Annotated in this window: 23 protein-coding genes; 12 read left to right on the top strand and 11 right to left on the bottom strand. The window is 38.4% G+C overall.

All coding sequences use genetic code 11. The features are described 5' to 3' along the window. The first annotated feature begins 32 nt into the window (after positions 1–32). A complete protein-coding gene (locus SOI76_RS02945; RefSeq protein ID WP_104079924.1) occupies positions 33–1,475 on the top strand; it encodes a protein adenylyltransferase SelO in 1,443 nt (480 codons plus the stop codon). Between the two features lie 63 nt (positions 1,476–1,538). Here the strand turns inward: SOI76_RS02945 and baeR are convergent, their stop codons facing one another. Both baeR and baeS read right to left on the bottom strand, forming a co-directional pair. Further along, a complete protein-coding gene (baeR, locus tag SOI76_RS02940; RefSeq protein WP_002116101.1) occupies positions 1,539–2,225 on the bottom strand; it encodes a response regulator in 687 nt (228 codons plus the stop codon). Between the two features lie 21 nt (positions 2,226–2,246). Further along, the gene (gene baeS, locus SOI76_RS02935; protein ID WP_104079964.1) at positions 2,247–3,905 is read right to left on the bottom strand and encodes a sensor histidine kinase efflux regulator BaeS; all 1,659 of its coding nucleotides are present in this window, start codon (positions 3,903–3,905) and stop codon (positions 2,247–2,249) included. 132 nt (positions 3,906–4,037) lie between these two features. Between baeS and SOI76_RS02930 the strand changes: the two genes are divergently transcribed. From SOI76_RS02930 to SOI76_RS02915, 4 genes are all read left to right on the top strand, one after another. Then, a complete protein-coding gene (locus SOI76_RS02930) occupies positions 4,038–4,415 on the top strand; it encodes a hypothetical protein (protein ID WP_104079925.1) in 378 nt (125 codons plus the stop codon). Between the two features lie 289 nt (positions 4,416–4,704). Continuing rightward, complete coding sequence (locus SOI76_RS02925; RefSeq protein ID WP_104079926.1) at positions 4,705–6,507, top strand: acyl-CoA dehydrogenase C-terminal domain-containing protein; 1,803 nt, start codon at positions 4,705–4,707, stop codon at positions 6,505–6,507. Positions 6,508–6,674: 167 nt separating this feature from the next. Beyond that, on the top strand, positions 6,675–8,456 hold the full coding sequence (locus SOI76_RS02920) for an acyl-CoA dehydrogenase C-terminal domain-containing protein (RefSeq protein ID WP_069030789.1): 1,782 nt from the start codon (positions 6,675–6,677) through the stop codon (positions 8,454–8,456). Between the two features lie 120 nt (positions 8,457–8,576). Next, positions 8,577–9,059 (top strand): phosphate-starvation-inducible protein PsiE, encoded by a 483-nt coding sequence (locus SOI76_RS02915; protein ID WP_002116490.1) that lies wholly within the window; start codon positions 8,577–8,579, stop codon positions 9,057–9,059. 37 nt (positions 9,060–9,096) lie between these two features. On the opposite strand, the gene SOI76_RS02910 is transcribed toward SOI76_RS02915, so the two are convergent. Continuing rightward, positions 9,097–9,480 (bottom strand): RcnB family protein, encoded by a 384-nt coding sequence (locus SOI76_RS02910; RefSeq protein WP_104079927.1) that lies wholly within the window; start codon positions 9,478–9,480, stop codon positions 9,097–9,099. A gap of 165 nt (positions 9,481–9,645) precedes the next feature. Between SOI76_RS02910 and SOI76_RS02905 the strand changes: the two genes are divergently transcribed. After that, the gene (locus SOI76_RS02905; RefSeq protein WP_104079928.1) at positions 9,646–10,092 is read left to right on the top strand and encodes a hypothetical protein; all 447 of its coding nucleotides are present in this window, start codon (positions 9,646–9,648) and stop codon (positions 10,090–10,092) included. Positions 10,093–10,341: 249 nt separating this feature from the next. On the opposite strand, the gene SOI76_RS02900 is transcribed toward SOI76_RS02905, so the two are convergent. Next, positions 10,342–11,805, bottom strand: a complete 1,464-nt coding sequence (locus SOI76_RS02900; protein ID WP_104079929.1) for a phospholipase D family protein — start codon at positions 11,803–11,805, stop codon at positions 10,342–10,344. A 75-nt stretch (positions 11,806–11,880) separates the two neighbouring features. Further along, positions 11,881–13,953: a zinc piracy TonB-dependent receptor ZnuD gene (gene znuD, locus SOI76_RS02895; RefSeq protein ID WP_104079930.1), complete on the bottom strand. Its 2,073-nt coding sequence runs from the start codon at positions 13,951–13,953 to the stop codon at positions 11,881–11,883. A gap of 136 nt (positions 13,954–14,089) precedes the next feature. Between znuD and SOI76_RS02890 the strand changes: the two genes are divergently transcribed. From SOI76_RS02890 to SOI76_RS02875, 4 genes are all read left to right on the top strand, one after another. Beyond that, entirely contained in the window at positions 14,090–14,854 is a 765-nt protein-coding gene (locus SOI76_RS02890) for a DUF4184 family protein (RefSeq protein ID WP_104079931.1), read from the top strand. Positions 14,855–15,024: 170 nt separating this feature from the next. Next, entirely contained in the window at positions 15,025–16,809 is a 1,785-nt protein-coding gene (gene aspS / locus SOI76_RS02885; RefSeq protein ID WP_005064200.1) for an aspartate--tRNA ligase, read from the top strand. 147 nt (positions 16,810–16,956) lie between these two features. After that, entirely contained in the window at positions 16,957–17,172 is a 216-nt protein-coding gene (locus tag SOI76_RS02880; protein WP_104079932.1) for a hypothetical protein, read from the top strand. A 61-nt stretch (positions 17,173–17,233) separates the two neighbouring features. After that, positions 17,234–18,007, top strand: a complete 774-nt coding sequence (locus SOI76_RS02875) for a glycosyltransferase family 32 protein (protein WP_104079933.1) — start codon at positions 17,234–17,236, stop codon at positions 18,005–18,007. Position 18,008: 1 nt separating this feature from the next. On the opposite strand, the gene wecB is transcribed toward SOI76_RS02875, so the two are convergent. Continuing rightward, a complete protein-coding gene (gene wecB, locus SOI76_RS02870) occupies positions 18,009–19,136 on the bottom strand; it encodes a non-hydrolyzing UDP-N-acetylglucosamine 2-epimerase (protein WP_104079934.1) in 1,128 nt (375 codons plus the stop codon). A 179-nt stretch (positions 19,137–19,315) separates the two neighbouring features. Here wecB and SOI76_RS02865 point away from each other — a divergent pair, with 179 nt between their 5' ends. Together SOI76_RS02865 and ghy are read left to right on the top strand one after the other, a co-directional pair. After that, the gene (locus SOI76_RS02865; RefSeq protein WP_104079935.1) at positions 19,316–20,131 is read left to right on the top strand and encodes a glycosyltransferase family 25 protein; all 816 of its coding nucleotides are present in this window, start codon (positions 19,316–19,318) and stop codon (positions 20,129–20,131) included. 18 nt (positions 20,132–20,149) lie between these two features. Then, positions 20,150–21,043 carry a glycosyl hydrolase Ghy gene (gene ghy / locus SOI76_RS02860; RefSeq protein WP_104079936.1) on the top strand — a complete coding sequence of 298 codons (894 nt, stop codon included), beginning with the start codon at positions 20,150–20,152 and terminating at the stop codon, positions 21,041–21,043. Here the strand turns inward: ghy and lpsE are convergent. From lpsE to SOI76_RS02835, 5 genes are read right to left on the bottom strand one after another with little or no spacing between them, the layout of a single operon-like run. After that, positions 21,040–22,074 carry a glycosyltransferase gene (gene lpsE, locus SOI76_RS02855; RefSeq protein WP_104079937.1) on the bottom strand — a complete coding sequence of 345 codons (1,035 nt, stop codon included), beginning with the start codon at positions 22,072–22,074 and terminating at the stop codon, positions 21,040–21,042. The genes ghy and lpsE overlap by 4 nt on opposite strands. Positions 22,075–22,085: 11 nt before the next feature. Further along, entirely contained in the window at positions 22,086–22,850 is a 765-nt protein-coding gene (lpsC, locus tag SOI76_RS02850) for a glycosyltransferase family 2 protein (RefSeq protein WP_104079938.1), read from the bottom strand. Then, positions 22,847–23,602 (bottom strand): polysaccharide deacetylase family protein, encoded by a 756-nt coding sequence (gene icaB, locus SOI76_RS02845; RefSeq protein WP_205668434.1) that lies wholly within the window; start codon positions 23,600–23,602, stop codon positions 22,847–22,849. Before icaB ends, lpsC begins: the two co-directional genes overlap by 4 nt. After that, positions 23,599–24,627 carry a glycosyltransferase gene (locus SOI76_RS02840; protein ID WP_104079939.1) on the bottom strand — a complete coding sequence of 343 codons (1,029 nt, stop codon included), beginning with the start codon at positions 24,625–24,627 and terminating at the stop codon, positions 23,599–23,601. Before SOI76_RS02840 ends, icaB begins: the two co-directional genes overlap by 4 nt. A 22-nt stretch (positions 24,628–24,649) precedes the next feature. Next, positions 24,650–25,540 (bottom strand): mitochondrial fission ELM1 family protein, encoded by an 891-nt coding sequence (locus tag SOI76_RS02835; RefSeq protein WP_104079940.1) that lies wholly within the window; start codon positions 25,538–25,540, stop codon positions 24,650–24,652. Positions 25,541–25,587 lie beyond the last annotated feature (47 nt).

Here is a 25,587-nt window from a genome sequence, read left to right as displayed (position 1 = left end):
GTGAAATCCGCTCTCTCTATTTTGCTAATCCTATGCAGTTTAATCCGCTCTACCCTTCACTCCCGTCTAAACTATTTCATGTTCAGCAGCCATCACCCTTACGTGGTGCAAAAGCAGGACATTTTAACAGTGCTTTGGCTGATGAACTGCAATGGTCAGAAGACGATAAAAATGCATGGGTTGAGATCTGTAGTGGACAACATACTTTCACTGAATTTCTTCCACTTGCGATGGTTTATGCTGGCCATCAATTCGGACAATGGGCAGGACAACTTGGTGATGGTCGCGGTTTACTGATTGCGCAAATACTGAATACAAAGGGCCAAACCATCGACCTTCATCTCAAAGGTGCAGGTCCTACGCCTTATTCAAGAATGGGAGATGGGCGAGCAGTATTACGCTCTGTGGTCCGTGAATATTTAGCAGGACATGCTCTAAATGCTTTAGGCGTCGCATCTAGTCATGCAGTCGGTTTTACAACCTCAACTCAAGGCGTACAGCGTGAAAAACTAGAGTTAGGCGCAATGCTACTGAGAACATCTGAATGTCATATTCGTTTAGGACACTTCGAATGGATTAATCAATATGCGCCTGAGTTGCTGTCAGAATTCACTCAAAAATGTATTGAATGGCATTATCCAGAATGCTTAGAAACTGAAAACCGAATTTTATCCTTTGCTAAAAAAGTAGTTGAGCGTACTGCAATCATGATTGCAAAATGGCAATTGGTTGGGTTTGCTCACGGCGTGATGAATACCGATAACTTAAATATTACAGGTTCAACACTCGATTTTGGGCCATATGGTTTTATGGAGCGTTTTCGCCCGAACTGGATCAACAATCACTCGGATTACCAAGGTCGTTATACTTACCAAAATCAACCGAGTATAGGCCATTGGAACTTATGGACGTGGCTAAACAACTTAATCCCTCTTGCAGAGCCTGAACAAAAAGATCAGTTCAAAGAAGAGTTAGCACGTTGCTTAGAACAATTTGAACCAATCTTTTTAGAACACTATGGACAAGGTTTATGTCAAAAAATGGGACTTCCCCATTTCCATAAAGACAGCCTTGATTGTAGTTTTGCGTTTTTAAGAATCTTACAAACTGAACAACTCGATTACACTCAAAGTTTTATTCGTCTTCAAAATAAAGAATACAAAGCTTTACGAGATGACTGTCTTGATATTAGACAGTTTGATGAGTTTCTCAGCCAATATCAAAGTATTCGTGAACATCAAGATACTGATGAGCTGGATGCCAATATGCAAAAAGCAAATCCAGTTTATGTTTTACGGAACCACATGGCGCAGCGCGCTATTGAAGCAGCTGAACGCGATGATTTTAGTGAAGTTGACCGTTTATTTAAACTACTCAACCATCCTTACACAAGACAGCCTGATTTGGAAAAACCGGAAGATTTAGGCCCGTTACCAAGCGATATGCCTGATGTGGCAGTGAGTTGTTCGTCTTAATTTTTTATCCACATTTTCTGTGGATAACATTGTGGTTATCCACAGAATAACTTTTATGAAGACCTACTCTTCAGGATATTCGAAGCGGTAACCTACACCATAAACGGCTTGAATCCATTCATGACGGTTACCAGTTTCAGCCGCTTCACTAATTTTTCGGCGCAAGTTTTTGATATGGCTGTCAATCACACGATCGGCAACATCAAAGCTATCTGGATTAATATGATCCAATAATTGTGCACGTGAATAAACTTGCCCCACATGCTCTAAAAATAGCTCAAGTAAGCGAAATTCGGTTGGCGTTAAACTCAGCGATTTTTGTTGATACCAAATTCGTTGCTGAGCTTTATCGATGCGGAAAGAATCATTTTGCTCAGGCTCTGCCTTACGCTCTAAACGACGTAAAACAGCTTGTACACGAGCAACTAACTCTTTGGGACTAAATGGTTTACATACGTAATCATCAGCGCCCATGTTAAGACCTAATACACGGTCAATTTCTTCGGTACGGGCAGTGACCATAATAATCGGTAAATCTGACTGTTCACGAACTTTACGGCAAATCGTTAAACCATCCATTCGTGGAACCATTAAGTCCAGAATCATCAAATTTGGTTTACGTTGCTGGAAACTCGCATAGGCATCCTGACCATCATGAAACATACTTACTTCAAAACCGGCAGCTTCAAGATAATCACGCACCAAATGCGCTAATTCGACTTCATCTTCAACCAACATCACATGTTTCATGAGATATTTTTCCTTTTATATTTAACTCTGCTTTTTAAAAGTAAGTACACAACGTAAACCACCTAATGGTGAATGTTCAAAACTGAGTGTACCACCAAGCGCCTGCGCAATCTTACAAGACAAAGCTAAGCCCAGCCCTGTTCCACCTGTACTACGCGTACGCGAATCATCTACGCGATAGAAACGTTCACCTAAACGGGATAACTGCTCATCACTTAAACCATAAGGACTATCATCGACATATAACGTCCACTCTTGAGGAGTCTGACTTGTATGAATATGAATTTTGCCACCTGTTTCCGTGTAACGAATACTATTACTAATTAAATTAACAATAATCTGTTTAAATCGATCACGGTCTAATAATAGCGGAGAACTTGTTCCTTCAACCTGAATTTCGAGACCAGCCTGCTCAAGTTTAGGTTTAAAGTTTTCTACTTCCTGTAATACCACTTCCCATGGATTTACAGAGCTCAAATAACACTTAAGCTGCTGAGCATCTGCCTGTGCCAAGTCTGCAAGGTCTTGAGTTAATTTTTTCAGACTTGATACCTGACGCATCATTGCATCTAAATGTTCAGGGGTTGCTTTTCGAATCCCGTCTTGCATCGCTTCAATTTGTGCTTGCAATACAGCCAAAGGCGTTTTTAATTCATGGGACGTATCTGCCACCCATTGACGTCGTGACTCTTCATGCTGATGTAAAATTTCTGCTAAATGGTTCAATTGGGTTGATAAATCGCCCAACTCATCATTTCGTTTAATAACAACTTGATGTTGATAATTTCCTTTCGTTAATTCATTGGTTGCATTTAATAAACGCTGAATCGGCTTTTTAAAATAAGTCGCCATCAAAAGCGCTGCAACTAAACTTGAAAGTAAGGTTAAAGCATAAATTAAGAGTAAATAGCGCTTTTGGTTACTAAAGAAATTAATACTCAAAGCATCTTCTTTATCTAAAACAGGTTTCAAACCCAAATATCCTACAACTTGATTGTTCAAGATAATCGGACGAAATGACATCTGATCTGAAGAAGGTGGTTCACCTACTACAAACTGGTGCTGCGCGTCATATAAAGATAAACGCGAACTCAATCCTAAGCGGTCTGGTAAAGCGATAAAACGCTTCTTACCATTTTGCGTTTCAATATCTTTTAAGCTCCCCTTCTTTGATTTATTTTTATCATCACTTGGACGAAACTGGTTAGCACTTAAAGGGAAACGCAACCCTTCAAAGGGTTGATATTGTGAAGGTAAATTTTGCTCAAGTGTTCTTAACTCTTCCTCACTAAAAATACTATTTTTATTAGTTGGTGCAACTTGAGGTGAGATATTGATAAGGGCATGTTCATCGAAAGAATGCTGTTGTATGGCAATGTCATATTGACGACGAAGCCACCACTGAGAGAGACGATCATAGTCATCGGGAGCCGCGGTTCCTTCGATTTGTAAAATCTGAGCCTGAATTGCATTGCCCCAATCATGGTAGACCGTATAAACATCACCCAGATTAGTAATGAGACGGTCGAGCTTCTGCATTTCAACGTCGGCTACATATTTGGCAAAGTTCTTTTGCATTGTCCAGTGCAAAACGCTCAAGCTTGCAGTCGCAATAAGTAATGTAGTGAGCAAGACTGTCAAAAATAACCGTAATGCAATGGGAACACGTAGAACGTTCAAAAGCACTCTCTCATTTTTACGCTATATTTTGCATTGTAACCAACAACGAAAAGAAAAACTCTCCATTGTTTCTACATCTTTATTATCTAATCTTTAAGCCATCAGTAAACACAACATTAAAGGGCTTTAAATATGAAAATGACGGCAAAAATTGCATTATTCAGTGCGGCAATTGTAACAATGGGAAGTTTGGCGGCTTGTCAATCGACCACTCAACCACCTAAACCAGAGCGCGGAATGATGCAAGATGGCCCACGTGAGGGTCACCACCGTATGAAGCACCGTGAATTTACGCCTGAACAAAAAGCAGCATGGGAACAATATCGTGCAGAACGCAAAGCGCGTTTTGAACAAATCCAAAAGGCTTGTGATGGCAAGGCCAATGGACAAACAGTAAATGTTCAAGTTGGCGATAAAACACTTGAAGGAACATGTAACCTTCGTTTTGAACCAAAACGTCCTCAACCACCCGTTAATGCCCCTGCGCCTGCAGCTGTTCAAGCAAAATAACTCTAAAAATCATAAAACAAAAGGCGCCTATAGGCGCCTTTTGCTTATACATAACTATTTACGATTTTGACTATTTGTATCATATAAACATAATCAAAAGTATTTACACTCAAAGCACTTACATCATTTAAGTATTTTTTTCTTGACTTTGCAGTCACAAAGTAAAGGTCCTGAGGTGCTTGTACAGTTATGCAAGTTGTTGCACGATGTAATAGTCCAAGGTGCCTCATGGCACATTATCATAGATTAAGATTATAACTCTGGTTTCACCAGTATTGAGGAACCCGATATGCCACAATACAAAGCGCCCTTACGTGATATGCAATTCGTTTTGCATGAATTATTAAATGCTGAAGAACACTATGCAAAATTACCTGATTTCCAAGGTAACGTAAGCCGTGAATTGGTTGATCAATATTTAGAAGCTGCGGCGGACTTCTGTGAAAATGAACTTTCTCCTTTAAACCAAGTTGGCGACCGCGAAGGTTGTACTTGGAATGATGGCGTAGTTACTACTCCAACAGGCTTTAAAGAAGCTTATCAAAAATATATTGAACTTGGCTTTCCGTCTTTATCAGCAGAAGAACAATACGGTGGTCAGGCCTTACCTAACTCTTTAGGTATCGCAATTTCTGAAATGGTAGGTAGCTCTAACTGGGCATGGGGCATGTACCCAGGCTTGTCTCACGGAGCTGTACGTACATTAGAGCATCACGGTTCTGATGAACAAAAAAATACTTATTTACCAAACCTTGTTTCAGGTGTTTGGACGGGTACGATGTGCTTAACTGAATCTCACGCAGGTTCAGACTTGGGTATTATCCGTTCTAAAGCAGAACCAAATGCTGATGGTAGCTATGCAATCTCTGGCGAGAAAATCTTTATCTCTGCTGGTGAACATGACATGGCCGAGAACATCATCCATATCGTTCTTGCTCGCCTACCAGGTGCACCAAAAGGTACTAAAGGTATCTCATTATTCATCGTTCCTAAATTCAATGTAAATGCAGATGGATCTATTGGCGAACGTAATGCGGTACGCTGTGGTTCTATCGAACACAAAATGGGTATTCATGGTAACGCGACTTGTGTCATTAACTTTGACCAAGCGAAAGGTTACTTGATTGGACCTGAAAACCGTGGTTTGAACTGTATGTTCACCTTCATGAACACAGCACGTATTGGTACTGCTGTTCAAGGTTTAGCAGCGTCTGAGTCATCTTTCCAAGGTGCGTTGACTTACGCAAAAGAACGTTTAGCAATGCGTTCACTTTCTGGTCCTAAAGCTCCAGAAAAAGAAGCAGACCCAATTATTGTTCACCCTGCTGTTCGCAACATGCTTTTAACTCAAAAAGCGTTTGCTGAAGGCGGTCGTGCACTTGTTTACTTACTTGCTCAATACGCTGATATCGTTGAAAAAGGCGAAACTGAAGAAGAGCGTAAGTTTGCTGACAACATCTTGTCTTTATTGACTCCAATTGCAAAAGCATTCTTAACTGAAACAGGTTCTGAATCTGCTAAGCACGGTGTTCAAGTGTTCGGTGGTCATGGCTTTATTTCTGAGCATGGCATGGAGCAAATCGTACGTGATACACGTATTGCTTGCTTATACGAAGGTACAACTGAAATTCAAGCACTTGATTTGTTAGGTCGTAAAGTATTGCAAACTCAAGGTGCAATGCTACGTGACTTCACTAAGATCATCCATAAATTTGTAGAAGCAAACAAAGACAACGCTGCTATGAAAGAATTTGTTGAACCGCTTGCGGCACTTAACAAAGAATGGGGCGATCTCACTATGCAAATTGGTATGCGTGCGATGCAAAATCCAGATGAAGTCGGTGCTGCTGCTGTAGATTACCTCTACTTCTCAGGTTATATCACTTTAGCTTACCTATGGGCTCGTATGGCGCTTGTAGCACAAGAGAAATTAGCAGCTGGCACAACCGATGTTGACTTCTACAATGCGAAAGTAACTACTGCTCGTTTCTACTTCAAGAAAATCTTGCCACGTGTACGTTCTCATGTAGATGTGATCGCTGGTGGTCTAGATCCATTAATGTCATTAGATGCTGAACATTTCGCTTTCTAACCATAGTTAGTTGCGATATGCAATGTTAAAAAACAAAAAAGGACTGCTCAGTTTTGACGGTCCTTTTTTTATAAAATCAATGATAAATTTACACTTTAAATTCCATATCCATTTCGTTTTACAGGATATCTAGCACAGGCCAATGTGCACAAAAAAGGTGAACGATTATGCCAATTTACAATGCTCCTTTAGCTGATATGAAATTCATCTTAAATGATGTATTTAAAGCAGAACAATTTTGGCAGTCTAATGAGAAACTCGCTCATGTAGATGCTGCAACAGCTGAAGCAATTTTAGAAGAAATGGCTAAATTTGCTCAGAACGTGACTCATCCATTAAACCGTACCGGTGACGAAGAAGGCGCTCGCTATGAAAACGGCGAGGTGTTCACACCAGCTGGTTTTAAAGATGCATTTCGTCAATATGCAGAAGGTGGCTGGATTGGCTTAGGTGCCGATGAAGAATGGGGCGGACAAGGCATGCCAAAAATGCTCACCGTTCTTTCTGATGAAATGTTATTCGCGACTAACCCATCTTTCATGCTTTACCCGCTTCTTTCAGTGGGTGCAGGTATGGCTTTAAGCAGCTACGCATCACAAGAACAAAAAGAAACTTATTTACCTAAGATTTATTCAGGTGAATGGTCAGGTACCATGTGCTTAACCGAGCCACATGCAGGTACTGACTTAGGTATTATCAAAACCAAAGCAGAACGTAATGAAGACGGTACTTATAACATTACAGGTACTAAAATTTTCATCACTGGCGGTGACAACGATTTAGCAGAAAATATCATTCACTTGGTACTTGCTAAAACTCCAGATGCCCCTGCTGGTTCACGTGGTATCTCGTTATTTATCGTACCAAAATATTTGGTAAATGAAGATGGTTCTTTAGGCGACCGTAACCATGTTGGCCCAGGTTCTATTGAACATAAAATGGGTATCAAAGCATCTGCAACTTGTGTGATGAACTTTGATGGAGCTAAAGGTTACCTCGTTGGTAAAGAAAACGAAGGCCTTGCTGCCATGTTCGTTATGATGAACTACGAACGTTTATCAATGGGTATTCAAGGTTTAGGTGCATCTGAATTTGCTTATCAAAATGCTGCTCAGTACGCGACTGACCGTTTACAAGGCCGCAGTGCAGCTGGTGTTCAATCACCAAACAAACCTGCTGACAGCATTTTAGTGCATGGTGATGTACGACGTATGTTGTTAAATGTACGTGCAAATAATGAAGCATCTCGTGCATTTGCAGTCTATGTAGGTCAACAACTCGATATCACTAAATTCTCAACTGATGCAGCAGCAGTGAAAAAAGCCAATGACCGTGTTGCGCTTTTAACTCCAATTGCAAAAGCTTACCTCACAGATACAGCATTCCAAGCGACTTTAGATGCTCAAATGGTATTTGGTGGTCACGGTTACATCCGTGAATGGGGTATGGAACAATGTATTCGTGATCTTCGTATTGCTCAAATCTACGAAGGAACTAACGGCGTTCAATCTCAAGATTTAATTGGTCGTAAAACCATTAAATGTGGCGGTGCGTTCATTGCTGAATACATCACTGAAATTCGTGACTTTGCAAATGACTTAGACACTGATTTGAACTTCATTAAAGATGCAACTTTAGATGCTGCAACTGAAATCGAAGCAATCACTCAGTTTATTATTGAGCAAGCTGCTGAAAATGTAGAGTTCCCGAACTCAGCTGCGGTTGATTATTTACATGCAGTGGGTTTACTCAGCTTCTCATACATGTTTGCGAAAATTGCTGCCGCTGCTAAAGATAAGTCTGGTGATTTCTACCAAAACAAACTTGCTTTGGCTCAGTACTTTGTTGAACGTATCTTGCCGGATATTGATGCACGTATTGCTAAAATCAAAGCTGGTTCTGACTTAATTATGAGCTTTAGTGAAGATTACTTTACAAATCAAGCTTAATTAAGTTCTTTATAAAAAACGCCTGAATAATCAGGCGTTTTTTATTTTGTATTTACTATTTCCATTGGCACAAAATTTGTTTAATTTCTAAACATTACGAAATAAACAAAAGATCTTATTATGCCTGATCCTAAAAAATACGAACGAATACTTGACCGTTTCGGACATTACGCCGTAGAAGCCTTCCATTATTTAGCCTTATTTATTATCGGGTGTATGGTGGCATGGTCGGCAGCCAATACGGTTTTTGAAATTCTGACCGTCAAAAAGTATGCTTCAATTGATGATATTTTATTATTATTCATTTACTTAGAGCTTGGAGCAATGGTTGGAATTTACTTTAAAACCAATCATATGCCTGTACGTTTTCTTATTTATGTCGCGATTACGGCCTTAACCCGTCTACTCATTTCAGATATTCAACATGACCACAAAGCGGATATCGATCAAGTCATTATTACGGGTTCAATTTTGATTTTAGCCTTATCTATTCTCGTCGTACGATTTGCTTCATGGCACTACCCATCAGTGATGAAAGAGAAACATGCAAAAACCTCCAACAACTTGAAAACCCCTCAACCGCAAGATGACGAGTTGGCATAAAAAAGACCTCAAAATTGAAGCCTTTGTTATTTTATATTTAACGAACTCGGTAAATGTTGTGTCTTGAGTCGACCAATAAGTACTGATTAGGTGTTTTAACCCAGTGGTAACCACGTGGTGGCGCATATAAATGGTGCGCTCTCCAGTCCGAAACATAATAGCGGCTATGGCGAAATTGGGTAGGAATACGTTCACCCCGTTTAAAAGCAACATAGTTACCATAATGCTTACCACGATCAGCATTTGACCAAACTGGCGCTCGGTGATCATTACGATAATCATGACGGCGGTCATCACGATGCTCATATCGATCATAGTTTTTACCATGGTCATTGTTCCAACGGTGTCCAGAATCGGCCATCGCGGTAGCTGATATACCTAACATTAATGTCGAAAGTACAAGAACGATTGGCTTTTTCATGGCCTATTTCCTTTTAATCTTGATATGAAGCTAGATTAGAAGAGACTCAAGGAGAAACCATGAATAAAACCGCTTTGATTGCTAAACTTTGTAATGACTATAAAGAAAATATGAAGAATCTGTATCTGTGCTACCATTAGCATTTTTCAAACTAGGTCAATTGCTGTGTCTGAAATCAGTTTTGAGCGTCTTCATCAATTTTTTTGCAAAGTTCCAAGTGTACAAGAAGCCCGTATTATGGCTCATGGAGCAGATGGCGAACATGCTTGGTGGTTTAAGTTCAGTATTGATGTAGAACATTCGCTAGCATGGCAAACAGTTCAAGAACTAGGTCATGTTTTAAACTATCTATCGACGAATGAACGTCTACCCACATTATTCTTTCCTGTTTCACCGCCACCTTACATGAATGGTGAAGCCAAAGATTTTTTATCATGGATTATTCAATGTAACCATCCTGAATTCTCTCCGGATGTGGTTTGCGATTGGCTTGAAGCGCGTTTACCAAATCCTGTTGACGACGAGTCGCAGTGGAAAATTAAGACGGATTTGAGTGAAATCGAAAAACTTGATGATAAAGCGTTGGATCAATTGATTCCGCCAGCGCCTTAAAATATTCAAAGTTTTATTATCTATTTTTAATTAGCACGACGGGGTCTTACCGCTTTAATTTCTATTTGTAGTAGCTAATTCGTTACTTTGGTTTCGCCCAAAGTAACCAAAAGCATTTGTCATCCACAAAACCTGTTCACTGTTTTCGCTTATCTAATTTTATTGCAAAAACAATTTAATCTCAGATTTTGGGCAGGTTGTGGATGACTCTAGGCACAAGCCATTTTTGGAAAACTCCAAAGATAGTGATTAAAAAGTCGATAACCCTGACCATTCCATAAAACGATAAATCCAATACTTCACTTTAGACTCATCTGCATACTTCGCGTAATCCACGCTCATCTGTCTACCTTGTAGGTTTGACCACGAAGTATTGAAGTAATCTTGAGCATCTTTAAAAACTTGATCTTGAACTTTGCCGATGACCAACATATCCGTTTCAAGGTTGTAATTCTTTAAATTACGGGCCGTAAAGTTGGCAGATCCTACGATCAGCTCAGCGTGTTGGGCATTATATTTCAAGATCATTTTGCTATGGTTCTGCTCACCATGGGTATCACACCAACGGATTGGAATGCCCGCAGCGTGTAGCTCTGAAGCCACCTGACGGTTTGGAATACCATTCTTTTGTCGACCAAATGCATCTTTATTTGGATCGAGTAAAACACGAACAATAACGCCTCGTTCTTGAGCACTTTTTAGGGCTTTAATAATCTTACGTTCAGATAAATAGAACATACTTAAATCAAGATGCTCTTTAGGTTTAGCCATATTAATCAATTTCAATACAGATTGATAAATCGCCCCTTCAGTTAATACCTGAACTTGAGGTTTGGTTACATCTTTTTCAAAGTCACCTAAAATGAGCGATGGAGAGCTACTGCCTGACATTTGCGCAACAGCAGCTTCAGTTTGGAGAACATCAGCAGCTGTCGCCCCTGTTACAACCAACGCGACATTAGAGTGTCTAGAGCTGCCATCGTGTGGATTTGCTGAGGTCACCAATGACTTCCAACCCGCATCGGTATCAACGACAACGGTTTTACGATGATTTGCCTTAAAATTAAATAAGTTCAAATAGCTACGTAGTGTAATTTTTTCATCACCGAATGGATTTGGTAACCAGCCCTTTTCAGAGTTATTGCCAATATTTTGACAGCAGATGTACCAGAAGCCTGACCAGAATGGGTTAGAAGCTCGTAAAGGGGCTAAATTCGTTTCAATCACATCAACACCTGCCTGACGTAACTGACGGTAGTGTTCAGGGCTGATACCACCGTATACCGAGTTAATCGGGTCGGTAATCATAACAATCTGAATTTGGCGATTTTGTCTTTTCTTACTTACTAATGCATCGGTTAACTCTTGCATTAATGGTCTTTGCTTGAGTTTTGAGTCACCCACTTCTGAGTTAAACAAGAACATATCCACCACAATTGTGGATTTTGCCTCATCAATCATTTTCAAAATTTCATCAAAGATGTGCTGATCAACCTGCTGTTGCCCTTTCGCATCTAGATAGGTTTTGTCAGCTAAAAATTTGACATCGGCATGTCTAAGCTTGCCACTAAAGTTAATCCCTTGTGGTAATGGTTTTACTGTGTGGTAAATCGCCGATGCAAGATATGCAATAGCAACAACGCAAAGTAATACCGCCATATAACGACGCCCTGACCAATTTATTTTTTGATGAATTCGTTGAAAAATACGCATAAAAAAGACCTAACTTGATGGTTTCAAATTAGGTCTTTTGGATTGATTTTTCAAGTTTAGTTTCGTGTTAAAGCCTTAAAAACTAAAATCGACACCTACTGTAAAATTGCGTCCAACTTGTGGAATATTTGATAAGAACGAAGCATGTTGATAAACCGTGTCATCTAACAAGTTATTTGCTTTCATATAAACACGATAATCTGTTTTTGCACCATATTGTCCAGAATATGCCACGCCAAGATTGAGCATGTTATAGCCTTCAGTTTCGGTCTCGTAAGCTGCGATCTTATCTTGGTTAAAGACATGATAGTACTCGGCAGAACCACTAAAACCATCGCCAAAGTTTGCATCAACTTTAGTACCTAGACGTCCCGCTGGAATACGTGGGGCGTTACCCTCGGCATCAATTTTACCGCGTACATAGTCACCAAAAGCACTGATCTTGTACATTGGGGTAATTTGATAACCAATTTCACCCTCAGCACCATAGAAACGAGCTTTATCTTGAGTGTATTGAACTAAACGGAAGTCTTTATAACGGTCAAGGGTTTGCGCATAGATGTAGTCATCAAACCAGTTATGATAAACATGCAGATGATAATCAAGTTTGTCATTATCAAAATGCAAACCTAATTCAACATTATTCGATTTTTCCTTACTGAGTTGATCATTCCCCAACTCATAAGTATTCGTCGCAAAATGTCCACCATTTGCATATAACTCTTGAGCTAAAGGCAAACGCTCTTGATGTGAAGCAACAAAAGAAAATTTATAGTTCGGTGCAAACTCCCAATTTGCAGCACCTGCGTAAGAAAATGCCGAACCATCAAAATCTTGCTTAGAGTTGTCGTCTACATCAATTTCTTGCTGATCTGCACGGGCAGAAAGCTCAAAATGTACGTCTTTCCATTGTTTATGTTCTAAAGCAAATACGCTCCACTTTTTGGTAGTGGTCGGAGCCATAAATGCTTCTTCGCCAGTTAAATCTAATTTCTGTTGACCTAACTGTGCGCCAATTACCCCTTCCCAACTTGCAATAGGGTTATGTACTAACTCAATACGTCCGTCATAACCTTTGTTTTGGAATCGGGTCGCAATTGCGCCCTCTTCAATTTCATCATGCTGATAGTCAGTATAGCTCGCTTGTGCACGTAACTTTTGGAAGCCTGCAAATGGATCATTTAACTCAGTTTTAAAATCATAACGCTCAGATTTTAAGTCAATCCATGGGCCGCCATGTTCGTGTTCATGTTCATGTTCTTCATGCTCATGATCGTGAGCTTCTTCACCCTCTTCATGATCATGGTCTCCACAATGCAAGCTCAGATCATCTAAATGGCAGGTTTCGTATTCATGGCTATGCCCCGGTAAGCCATATTGATCCCGACGGTTGCTATAAGAAATACCCGTATAACCTCGGTCATAAATCCAAGACAGACCAACATTAACCGAGTCACCCTGCGCAAAGGTATTGTCTACACGGCGCTCTTTTTCACCTTCATGAATATAGTTTGGTGCAATATAGTTATTCGCATCACGTGTTAACCCCTCAACACGTAATGCAACTTGGCTGCCCAAGCCAACAGTTACGCCAGCGCTCGCCAGTTTTTCATCACTTCCAGTGTTGTAACGTAAGCCAACTTGTCCTTCATAACCATTTTCAGGCATTTGCGTAGGGATCTTGTTATCAATGACGTTAACTAAACCACCGACAGTCCCCGCACCAAACAGTAAAGTTGAAGGGCCGCGAATTACTTCGACTTGTTTCGCAAGCACAGGATCTACAGTAACAGCATGGTCAGGAGACAATGTCGAGACATCAATATTTTCTGATGAATTTTGAAGTACTTTAACGCGTGGTCCATCTTGTCCACGGATGACTGGACGACTCGAACCAGCCCCAAACTGATTCGCGTAAATTCCGACTTCACTACTAAGTGCATCCCCAATGGTGGCAGCACCTTGCGACAAATGCTTTTGATCAACCACGGTATCTGCAACAGCAAAATCTTGTGACGTTTGCTCAAGTGGGTGAGCCTTAATTCGGATGGTTTCTAGCTTTTCAACATTTTCACTTTCTGCTGCAAATACAGGTACCGATATTGCAGCCAAAATAGATATGGTCAAAATATTTTTATAGAACAACATGAGGTGATTCTCTGATCGCTACGCCTTTTGTTTTGTTATATTATAACATTTCAGTTGTTTTGCAATAAAAAACATTTCTAATTAGATGATTCGTTAGACTGGCCAATTAAATGATGTGAGTAATTCCTGTTTTATAATGCCTTTTACAATCTCTCATGCCGTTATAGCACCACCTCTTTCCAAGCTTAGTCAAAACACTTTACCAATTGCTGCATTAGCAATTGGCAGTATGACACCCGATCTTTACCGCTTATTTACAATGCAGTCAGGGATGTTGACTCATCAATGGAAAGGACTTCTCTACCCAAATCTTGCATTAGGATTATTATTCTGTGCTATTTGGTATTTACTTTACCGGCCTGTAATTTATCGTTTTTTTGGCATTCAACATGATCTTGGCCTCAACTCTTTAAAACGTATTTTTTTATTTTTGATTGGAACATTACTCGCACTTATTTTAGGGATTGCAACTCATTTAATTTGGGATGGCCTAACACATTCTGACTTTCGGACTTTTATATTTAAAGATGTATTAGCGACCACAGTTCATCTTTTGGGACACCCTTATCCCTTACATCGTCTTTTGCAGCTAGGCTCCTCTGCTCTTGCGCTACCTTTTATTGTTTGGATTAGTGTTCACTATTATCAGCGCTATAAACAACACTGGAAAGTAAACTATAAAATTAAAATTTTCGCATGGTGTTTGTTGATTCTATCTACAGTGTTAGGTTTATTCTCTTTTTGGGATTATGCCCGCTACATTCCTCATGAAGTTTGGCATGCCGATACGTATTATTTCACGGGTCGCTCTATTAATGAATTTATGCAAGGCTGGTTAAGTACCTTTAGCTTAGGATGCTTACTATTCTTGGTTTTAGATCGACAAAAAAGAATGGGGTGAATACTTAAAGTTGCTGCCAAATTGCTCATTTTCAGCTTAATTTCCGCGGTTTTTTGATCTAGTTCTTGTGGCAAACCATCCAACAAGGCATAATCGAAAACTTACTTTTTTGACGGTGCGCGGTTTACGCATCCGTCCTTTCAGCCAATATAGTTTGGATAATCTTCATCATGATGCGAACTCATTACTGTGGCTCTTTAACTGAAGCCCAAATCGACCAGACCGTTACACTATGCGGTTGGGTACATCGTCGCCGCGACCATGGCGGTGTTATTTTCCTTGATATGCGTGATCGTGATGGTCTCGTTCAAGTGGTTATTGACCCAGATACTCCAGAAGCATTTGCAACTGCAGATAAGGCACGTTCTGAATATGTATTAAAAATTACAGGTCGTGTTCGTCGCCGTTATGAAGGTACTGAAAACCAAAATATGGTAAGTGGTCAAATCGAAGTTTTAGGCAAAGAAATCGAAGTTCTTGCTGCTTCTGAAACTCCGCCATTCCCATTAAATGATGACACAATCAACGTGTCAGAAGAACACCGTTTAAAATATCGTTTCTTGGACATCCGTCGTCCAGAAATGTTAGATCGCTTACGTTTCCGTTCTAAAGTAACTAACTTGATCCGTAATTATTTAGACGATCACGGTTTCTTAGACGTTGAAACTCCGATTTTAACTCGTGCAACTCCTGAAGGTGCACGTGACTATTTAGTACCAAGTCGTGTACAAAATGGTAGCTTCTACGCACTTCCACAATCACCGCAATTGTTTAAACAATTATTGATGGTGGGTGGTATCGATCGTTACTACCAAATCGCGAAATGTTTCCGTGATGAAGACTTACGTGCTGACCGTCAGCCAGAATTCACTCAAATCGACATTGAAACATCGTTCTTAAATGACGATGAAATCATGGATTTGATGGAAGGCATGACTGTTAAATTATTTAACGACTTGCTTGGCGTAAAATTTGAAAAATTTCGCCGTATGCCATATAGCGAAGCAATGCGTGACTATGCATCTGACAAACCAGATTTGCGTATTCCGTTGAAACTCGTTGACGTTGCAGACTTAATGCAAGAAGTAGAGTTCAAAGTATTTGCTGGACCTGCAAAAGATCCTAAAGGTCGTATTGTTGCTTTACGTGTTCCAGGTGCAGCATCATTGCCACGTAGTGCAATTGATGAATACACCAAATTCGTTGGCATCTATGGTGCTAAAGGTTTAGCGTACATTAAAGTTAATGAACTCGCTAAAGGAATTGAAGGTCTTCAATCTCCAATCGTGAAATTCATTGAACCAATTGTACTTGAGCTGTTGGAACGTGTTGGCGCACAAGATGGCGATATCGTATTCTTCGGTGCTGATAAAGCTAAAGTTGTAAATGACGCAATGGGTGCGCTTCGTGTCAAGATTGGTCACGATTTGAATCTTTCAACTTGTGAGTGGGCTCCACTTTGGGTTGTTGACTTCCCAATGTTTGAAGAAACTGACGATGGTAAATGGACTTCTGTTCACCACCCATTCACGCTACCTAAATCTAGCGTAGAAGACGTGAAGAGCAATCCAGGTGAAGCACTTTCTGTTGCTTACGACATGGTATTGAACGGTACTGAAGTTGGTGGTGGTTCACTTCGTATTTACACATTAGAAATGCAAAAAGCGATTTTTGAAGCGCTTGGTATTTCTGATGAAGAAGCAGAAGAGAAATTCAGCTTCTTACTTAACGCGCTTCGTTATGGTGCTCCTCCTCACGGTGGTTTGGCATTTGGTCTTGACCGTTTAGTTATGCTGATGACTGGCGCGACTTCAATTCGTGACGTTATTGCGTTCCCGAAAACTAAGACAGCTGAATGTCCACTTACTCAGGCTCCTGCTCCAGTTGAAGCAAATCAGCTTCGTGACTTGGGCATTCGCTTACGTGAAAAGCCAAAAGCTGAAGAATCTAAATAATTCTTAGATTTTTAAATTAAAAAACCCTGCTTATGCAGGGTTTTTTAATAGACAGTATTAAACAAACATTCAATTTTCATAAGCTATACTTTGCGAAAAAGCACGTCAGTGGCATAATAGGTTGCTTTTAATTTAGAGGTCAGCTTTATGGCTATGCGCCCTGATGTACGTCGACATACTTTAATCGTGATTGTATTCTCTCTTGCGCAATGGTTTTTGATGCGCTATATCCTTGCAAATGAATTATTTAACATCACTACAAGTCAACGTATCCTTTATTTCTGTGTAAGTAGCTTAGCAGGTGCATTGCTTATTTTTGTTGCGCTGATTTATATGGTTTTAAAAGGAAATGCGGATAAATAAAAAATCTATATTATAGATTTTTTATTTTTAAATATTATTTTGAAAGACGAAAAGATTATATATGATTCCACGCATAATACATTATTGTTGGTTTGGTCCCAATAAAATCCCAGAACAACTTATTAAATATATGGAATCATGGAAATTATTTTGTCCTGATTATGAAATAAAAATATGGAATGAACAATCATTTGATATAAAAAGCCAACCATTTACTTTATCAGCCTATAATGAAAAAAAATATGCTTATGTATCAGACTATGTAAGAGCTTATGCTTTACATAATTTTGGAGGAATTTATCTAGATACCGATGTAGAGCTAAAAGAAAATCTTGATATTTTTTTACAGCACGAAGCCTTTACAGGTTTCGAAGGGAAAGGCTCTCCTTTTACTGCTGTTTGGGGTTCAATACCAAATCATAGCCTAACCAAAAGAATTTTAGAATATTATCATGAACGTATTTATACAGCTGAAGAGAGTACTAATACTTTTTCGGTATCAGAAATATTAAGAGAAAATTTTTTTATTGATCCTCTAAATAATAACTTGCAAGTTGGAAAGGATTCTATAAATACAATTCATGTATATCCATCAACACATTTTTGCTTAGACTTACCTAAAAATTTTGCTACGCATCATTTTTATGGTTCTTGGTTACCAGATAGAACTAAGAGTTATAAAGAAAATGCATTAGAGATATATTTTAATGAACAATTAGAATCTTTAGAAAATATTACTCACAGTAAAAACTTTCTAAAGACTCTAGCTACTCGTATTAAAATTAAAGATTTATTTAAACTTATACGTTATTTTATACAATATAAATTAAAGTAATTTATATTGTATGACTATATTTATCCAAAAGAATTTGTTTGATTTTAATACTAGCTGTACCATCCCCATAAGGGTTGTTAGCTCTAGCCATCTGATGATACAGCTCACTATTTTCCAATAATGTTTCTACCCAAAATGTTATTGAAGCAGTTTCTGTTCCCACCAATTTGACTGTGCCTGCATCAATAGCTTCTTGTCTTTCAGTAGTATCTCGTATTACTAGAATTGGCACCCCCAGACTTGGTGCTTCCTCTTGAATCCCCCCAGAGTCTGTCAAGATTAAATAACTATGTTTCATTAAATTAATAAATTCTAAATAAGACTGTGGTGGTAATAAAATAATATTTTTAATATCACTTAGATAACTAAAAACAATATCTTTCACATTAGGATTTAAATGAACAGGGTAAATAAACTCTATTGTAGGATATTTTAATGCTAAATCTTTAATAGCTTGACAAATATTAATAAAACCTTGACCAAAATTTTCACGTCTGTGCCCTGTAATCAGAATTTTTTTTATTTTTTTATTCAGTTTTAAAACACTACCATCATATTTTACAGGTAATGGCAATATTTGATTAGAAACACTCAATAAAGCATCTACCACAGTATTTCCAGTAATATATATATTATTTAATTGAATATTTTCTTTTGTTAAACATTCAGCAGCTAACTCAGTTGGAGCGAAATGCAAATTAGAAATTTTAGAAATTAACTGTCTATTACCTTCTTCAGGCCAAGGCGATTTTAAATTATAAGTTCTTAATCCAGCCTCAACATGGCCCACATCAATTTGATTATAAAATGCAGATTGCGCTACCACAAATGCAGATAGTGTATCACCATGGACTAACACTATATGTGGCTTAAAATTCTGATAAATGCTATCCATATTCTGTAAAATATTTGCAGAAAGCTGATTTAAGCTCTGATTAGCTTTCATTAAATTTAAATCAAAATCAGGGATTATTTTAAAAACTTCTAATACTTGATCAAGCATCTCTCTATGTTGAGCAGTCACTAATACTTTAACATCAAATCTATTATCTTTCTTCAAACACTCGATCACAGGTGCCATTTTAATTGCTTCAGGACGCGTACCAAATGAGATAAGAACTTTAATCATAATGAAATAAATTATTCCTTTTTTCTAGTCGACCCAGAAATAGAGAGAAAGAAAATGCAAAATCTAAGATATTACTCAGATTATTACCTAAATGAGATTTTCTATAATATCGCAAGGCTATCAACAATAAGCATAGCAAGCTAAAATAGCTAGAATGTATTGTATCAAGTTAGTTGAAGATGAAAAAGATTCTTATTCTATGCGTTTCTTTGCAAGGAAGTAATGAACGTCAAGAAAAAATCAAACAGCAACATCAAGATTTACAATCAATTGTTCCTGATATAAAAATTGTCTTTGAATTTTTCGACGCTATTTATGGAAAAAAACTTCCTCAAGAATATTTAACTTTTCTAAATTTAAGTCGTCAATTTGCTGGATTATGTGATCACGAACTAGGGCCAAGTGAACTAGGCTGCTGGTTAAGTCATATGATTATTTGGCAACGTCTAGCTCAAGGTGATTATGCAGCATATGATCGCATAATAATTATTGAAGATGATGTAATTTTTCAAACCGAACATATACAGCAGAAATTACATTCTTTATTAGAAACCAATCCAGCATTCGCATTCTTAGGAGGACACTCTGAACCATCTAGACGACGAATAAGAGGATACGTAAGTAATGATGAACTTTACTTCAATATGACTGGTCCTAAAGACCTATATACAGCCACATATGCTTACTCTTTAACCCGAGAAACTGCTCAAGATTTTGTCACTAAGCAAATAAAGAAATTGACTTATATTGATGACTGGAAATATTTATTAGAAGGAGATATTTCCACTCCTTTTTACTATTGCTTTGAGCATGACGATGAGATGCAAAGTCATATCGCATCTGACAGAAAAACATATATGAAAAAGCCAAATCGATTTAAAAAGAACTTTAACAAAATAAAAAATGATTTAATCTCTCGAATCATTTCTCTTTTTATTTTCAAAAAAATTATTCGATTAGCATTTTTTCTCCAATCCGCCCAAACACAAAAATGAGTAGCTATAGGTAATTAAATGTTAATAACTCGCGGTATTCAAAAAAAATGGTACAAGTACCAACAAGCAAAAAAAGCGAAAACTTTTGACTCCCATTGGTATATGCGTTTTGGCTGGTTAGAGCAACCTTTTACTAAACTTGAGCAATTAGATTCACTCTTTGAGATCCATTCCCCTAGAAAGTTTACATTTGCAGATAGCTTTTATGCTTATGAAAATGACCGTCATTTCATTTTTTTTGAAGAAGTCGATGACGAACATCCAGTAGGCTTTCTTTCTGTTTTAGAAGTTTTTAAAGATGGCACTTACACCCCGCCTGAAACCATTTTAAAACTCGATTACCACCTCTCATACCCTTGCGTATTTAAAATAGATAGCACTTGGTACATGATTCCAGAGTCTTCTGCCAACAAAACTATTGAGCTTTGGAAATGTACTGAGTTTCCATTGAAATGGGAAAAGCATTCCAACCTTATTGAAAATATTGAAGCAGTCGATAGCACCCCTTTTTACCATGAGGGCTTATGGTATCTTTTTACCTCAACACGTCGTGATTGTAAAAAATTTGGTGATCGCTTAGATCTATTTTTTACCGAAGATATTTTAAATCCTAACTGGCAAGAGCACCCAATGAATCCAGTGTGTCGAGGCAGTCAGCAGTTCCGTATGGCGGGTAAACCTTTTCTTTATAAAGGACAACTTGTTCGACCAAGCCAAGATTCTTTAAAACGTTATGGCGGCAATATCGAATTAAAAGCGATTACTCAGCTTAGCCCAACAGCTTATGAAGAAAAACTACTAGAAGTAGTTTTACCAGACTGGAATCAAGCAGATGACGGTTGCCATACCATTAATGTCGAAGATAACTTCGTGGTGCTTGATGCCATTCGCCTTACGCAAAAAAATAATTAAGTCTTCAGCAGATCTTTATAAATATTAAGCGTCTGCTCAGCCATGGCTGGTACAGTCAGTTCAGCCTTGGCTTTTGCATACAAAGGACTAAAGTCATTTTGCGCATCGGGCTTAAGTGCAGCTTGAATTGCGCTTGCCAAACCCTCTGCATCTCCAATTTCTGCTAGATATTGTTCTGGTAGCCACTCGATCACTCCATTCACTTTAGTAGAAGCCATAGCTTTATGGGCCTGTAAAGCTTCGACCATAACAAGTGGAAAACCTTCACGGTCTGATGATAAAACCACAACATCTGCTAACTGGACCAGATCACGCGCATCAGTTCTAAACCCAAGAAAAGCGACCCGATTTTGCATGTTTAATTCACTGACTTGTTTCTCTAAACTTGCTCGAAGTGAACCATCGCCTACAATCCATAAATTGGCATCAATCTGTTGCATCGACTCAATCAGTAAACTGATATTTTTTACTGGTTCTAGACGCCCAATACACATAACAACTTTTTTGCTTGTATCTAGTTCAGCAAAATCTTTTTGAATCGATTGAAGTAACTTTTCTTTATTTTCAGCTGTAAGTACGGGCTGAGGATAGACCCCGTTATAAACCACGTGTGCTTTAGACTCAGGAATGCCTTGCGTGAGTGCTTGGCTCACCGCAATAACGGCATCACCGGCTAAATAAGCAGACTTATTCTTTTTAGTACCATGTACTGTTGTCACAAATTTTGGGCCAGATAAAAATGGTCTAATTCGGGCAATCAGCTCAGCCGCTTTTCCTGCTTGTGCATGAACAATAGCGGGTTGGATCTGCTGAATAAGATTTTTAAGTTGCCAAAGTAAAAAAATATTCCAACGACTACGGGCAAAATCGATAGCATGAAAATGTACTTGTTGGCTAAACTTGTCTACATAGCAAGGATGTGCAATCACATGTACTTCATGGTTTAAAGCAAGCTCATTAACAAGGTTAAAAGTGTGCTGCTCTAATCCACCAACTCCACCGCTAGTTGCCAATACCTGAACAATTTTCATAGCTTGCCTACTTATTTTTTATCTTTATTCATGGTCTGTTCAAAAAGCTTAGCTTCTTTTAGAAATGCATAAAATGCGTTAATCATACTATTTACGAAACCACGCCAACCATTTAAGAAGCTACGGCGAATAAAATAAGACTTCATAAAAGTCACTGGCATCACCAAAACCAATTTTGCAATGCTTGGAGACTTTCCTTTTTGGTATTTCTCTAATGCTTTTAAGTTGGAATATTGGTTATTTTTTTCGACTTTAACGAAAATACTCGACTCACCATAATGGTAAATATCGTGTTGAGCACGCTGAGATTCACCATCTACGATCACATTTTCATGGACTTTATTGGCAAGGTCATAATGCCCTTTAGACCTACGGAAAAAACGCACTTTTGCATGTTTTTTAGTATGTTTACTGTTCGGAACACCTAAAAATACATCATTAATTGGAGTGATTAATGCATCAAGCTTGTTCTGTTGAATGGTCTCAACAATTTCTTGTTTTAATTTATTAGATAAGACTTCATCACCATCTAGATTGAGCACCCAATCATTACGGCACTTTGCTAAAGCCAAGCTTTTTTGTCCAGCATAACCTTGCCAATCTTGATGAGATATTTGCGTATTTTCAAAGCTCTGAGCAATTTCATAAGTATTATCAGTACTGCCAGAGTCTAAAATAATGACTTCATCAAACTCACTGACACTTTGTAAAGTTCGCTCTAACCAAGCGCCACAGTTTAAAGTAACAATATAGACACTACATGGAATTTTATTCATAACTTATAACGTCCTTTAGCAAGGGCGATACGCATCTGTAAAGCATTCATGGCTCCATGCGTGCTGACACGTGGAATATTAAATTGGTTATTTGCTTCGTAAGCTTCAATTTTTTTACGAGTCGATACTGCATTTTTAAAGCCAATCTCTTGGGCCATTTTCTGGTGCTTTTCGTTAAATCGACCAAATGGATAAGCAAAACTCGGGCACTTCCCAACTAATGCTTCAACATCACGCTTAGACTGAAGCATTTCGTCATAAGCGGTTTGGTCATCAAGTTTAAGTAAGTTCACATGATGTTGGGTATGTGCACCAAATTCAATTAAACCAGAATTCGCCATTTCATGAATTTGCTCATGAGTAAGCTTTTCGATGCCTTCAATTTGAGTTGCCAAATAAATAGTTGCTTTCGCGTTATATTTTTTGAGTAATGGATAAGCATAGAGATAATTATCCATAAAGCCATCATCAAAACTTAAAGCAACGACATTCTTTTGATTACGATATTGTTCAAGCTCAGAGACAAAACAAAAAGTAGCTCCTTTACGCGTCAACAACTTTAAGAGTTGTTCAAACTTTTCAGGAGGCATATTCATGCCAGACGCCGCATCTTTAGGCGTAACCTGATGTAGCATCACAATGCGAGGTAGTTTGTTCGAACGAAACGGAAGCCAGAAAGTATAATTACCCAGCACATATAACAGTGCAGCAAGTACTAATAGGCCCACCGCAACGTACAAAAACCACATCATGCATAAACCTCATGTGACCATTCATAATTTTCTGAAAGGGGCTGCTTAAATGTCACCTCAACCATAAACTGGGTAATGCGTTTAGCATTAAAAGATTTACGCGTTTTCTCCCAGCCCTCTTTCGCTATTTTTTCAGCCTGCTCTGGGTTTTGATCAAAGAATTGGATCTTCTTGGCCAAGTCAAACTGATCATCAAAGTAAACAACTTCTTGCTCAGTATAGAGCTTCTCAAAGCCTGGAATTCTTGGGCTAAAAGTAAGTAAACCATTACCAGTTAGCTGTACAATACGGTCAGAACTATACAAGGTTACATCATTACGACGTGAGTAATTAAGTCCCATTTTTGTTTCAGACAGAACTTTATAATACGCTTTACCATATACACCTGGCTGTTCAAAACAACCATAATATTGATAATTTACATGGCCTTGTTGCAAAGCCTCTGCCAAATCCTTTAAGAATTTCTCGCGCTCAGGCTCTTTATAAACAACACCGCAGAAAATAAAAGTTTTGTCAGTCTTTGAGTTTGAAAATTGCTGTAGTGTTTCTACATTGCGGTGACCAACATTTGGCAAATAGGCTACGCTTAAATGGGGTTGCTTTAACTTTTGTAGATATTCCCCGCCTGTTGTACAGAAAATAGCATCTAAATACGGAGAGAATGCTTTAACAAAGTCGAGTTTGTTTTCAAGATAAAGCGGATCAACATACCAAAATGCAATTTTAGTATTTGGATAAGATTCTTTAATTTGTCTTAGAACATCTGGACTCATTAAGTCACTATGTCCAATCAGTACCAAGTCAGGTTCAATATTATTGACGACCTTTAGTACTTCTTTATTAGCCCAATTGGCACCCAGTTTTTTTGTTTTAAAAATGGTACCCATTCGAGCCATATCGCGAAAACTAAAATCATAAACGAAATGGCCATTTTCAATTAATCCGGCAGAAATTTTACGGTCTGTGCAGTAAAAATGGGCGCCTTGTTTATTAAAGCCAAAATTTGCAATATGCAATATTTTCATTTATTTACTCAAAATAAAAAATTTAATTTTTTGCTAAAAGATATGTTGCCACACGGTCCGCTTCTTTAAAAGCATAAGGTTGTGGTAACTGTACAACACAAGTCTGCTGTGAAATTAATTTTGATTCTAACATTTGATCAACTGAGTGCGTAATCCGGTCGTCTTTCAAACGGTCCATGGCCATCACCCCTACTCGACAACCCGCGGTAAGCGCCTCAAAAATCATAGACACGCTATCTTCTGTCACCCAGACAGCTTCTGCTTTTTGCATTTCTTCGAAAATCCAGCCTTGAGGGGTTTGCTCAACTGGAAATATGTGTAAATGGTAGGCAAAGCTTTGTTGCTTTAAAATATCGACAAACTCTGCTGGGGTTCGACGTGAAGTGGTCAGAATAATTTCAGCATCTGGATTATTCTCAACAATTTTTTGAACACTGGTTAATACTTTATTTTGGTTCCATTGATGTCGTTTAGATGAACCACCTAAAGCAATTAAGATTCTGGCTATTTGATGTCGATTTTCATTACGAATAGGATTTAATGCACCACGTGTGACTATCACATGGCTATCGGCGTGAATACCATCGTGCTCTGGAATAACAGCATAATCAAAGCAACCAATTGGTAAACTCGGCTTCATTAAAATAATCGTTTTGGCCTTTTTAAAAATTTTACCGAGTAACCAAACACGAAAATGTGTGTGACTTCCCACGCCGAATATAAAATTAGGCGCTTGTTTAAATAAGGTTTTTTTTGAAGAGAAAAGTGCCTGAATTAAAGAAATAATCGGCAAATCAGTAATTAGGATTTCTTCAAAAGTTGTTTCTGGCTGTTGTCTTTGCATTGCCTGAAACAAGCCTAATGCTTGTGAGCGGTGCCCTGCCTTACCATCAGACACATAGACAATATGCATAGAAGCTCCCTAAGCCAAAAAATAAAAAAGGCGAAACCAAAGTTCGC

The organism is Acinetobacter pittii (assembly GCF_034064985.1).
Taxonomy (GTDB): Bacteria; Pseudomonadota; Gammaproteobacteria; order Pseudomonadales; family Moraxellaceae; genus Acinetobacter; species Acinetobacter pittii_H.
This window is presented reverse-complemented; position numbering and strand designations above follow the sequence as displayed.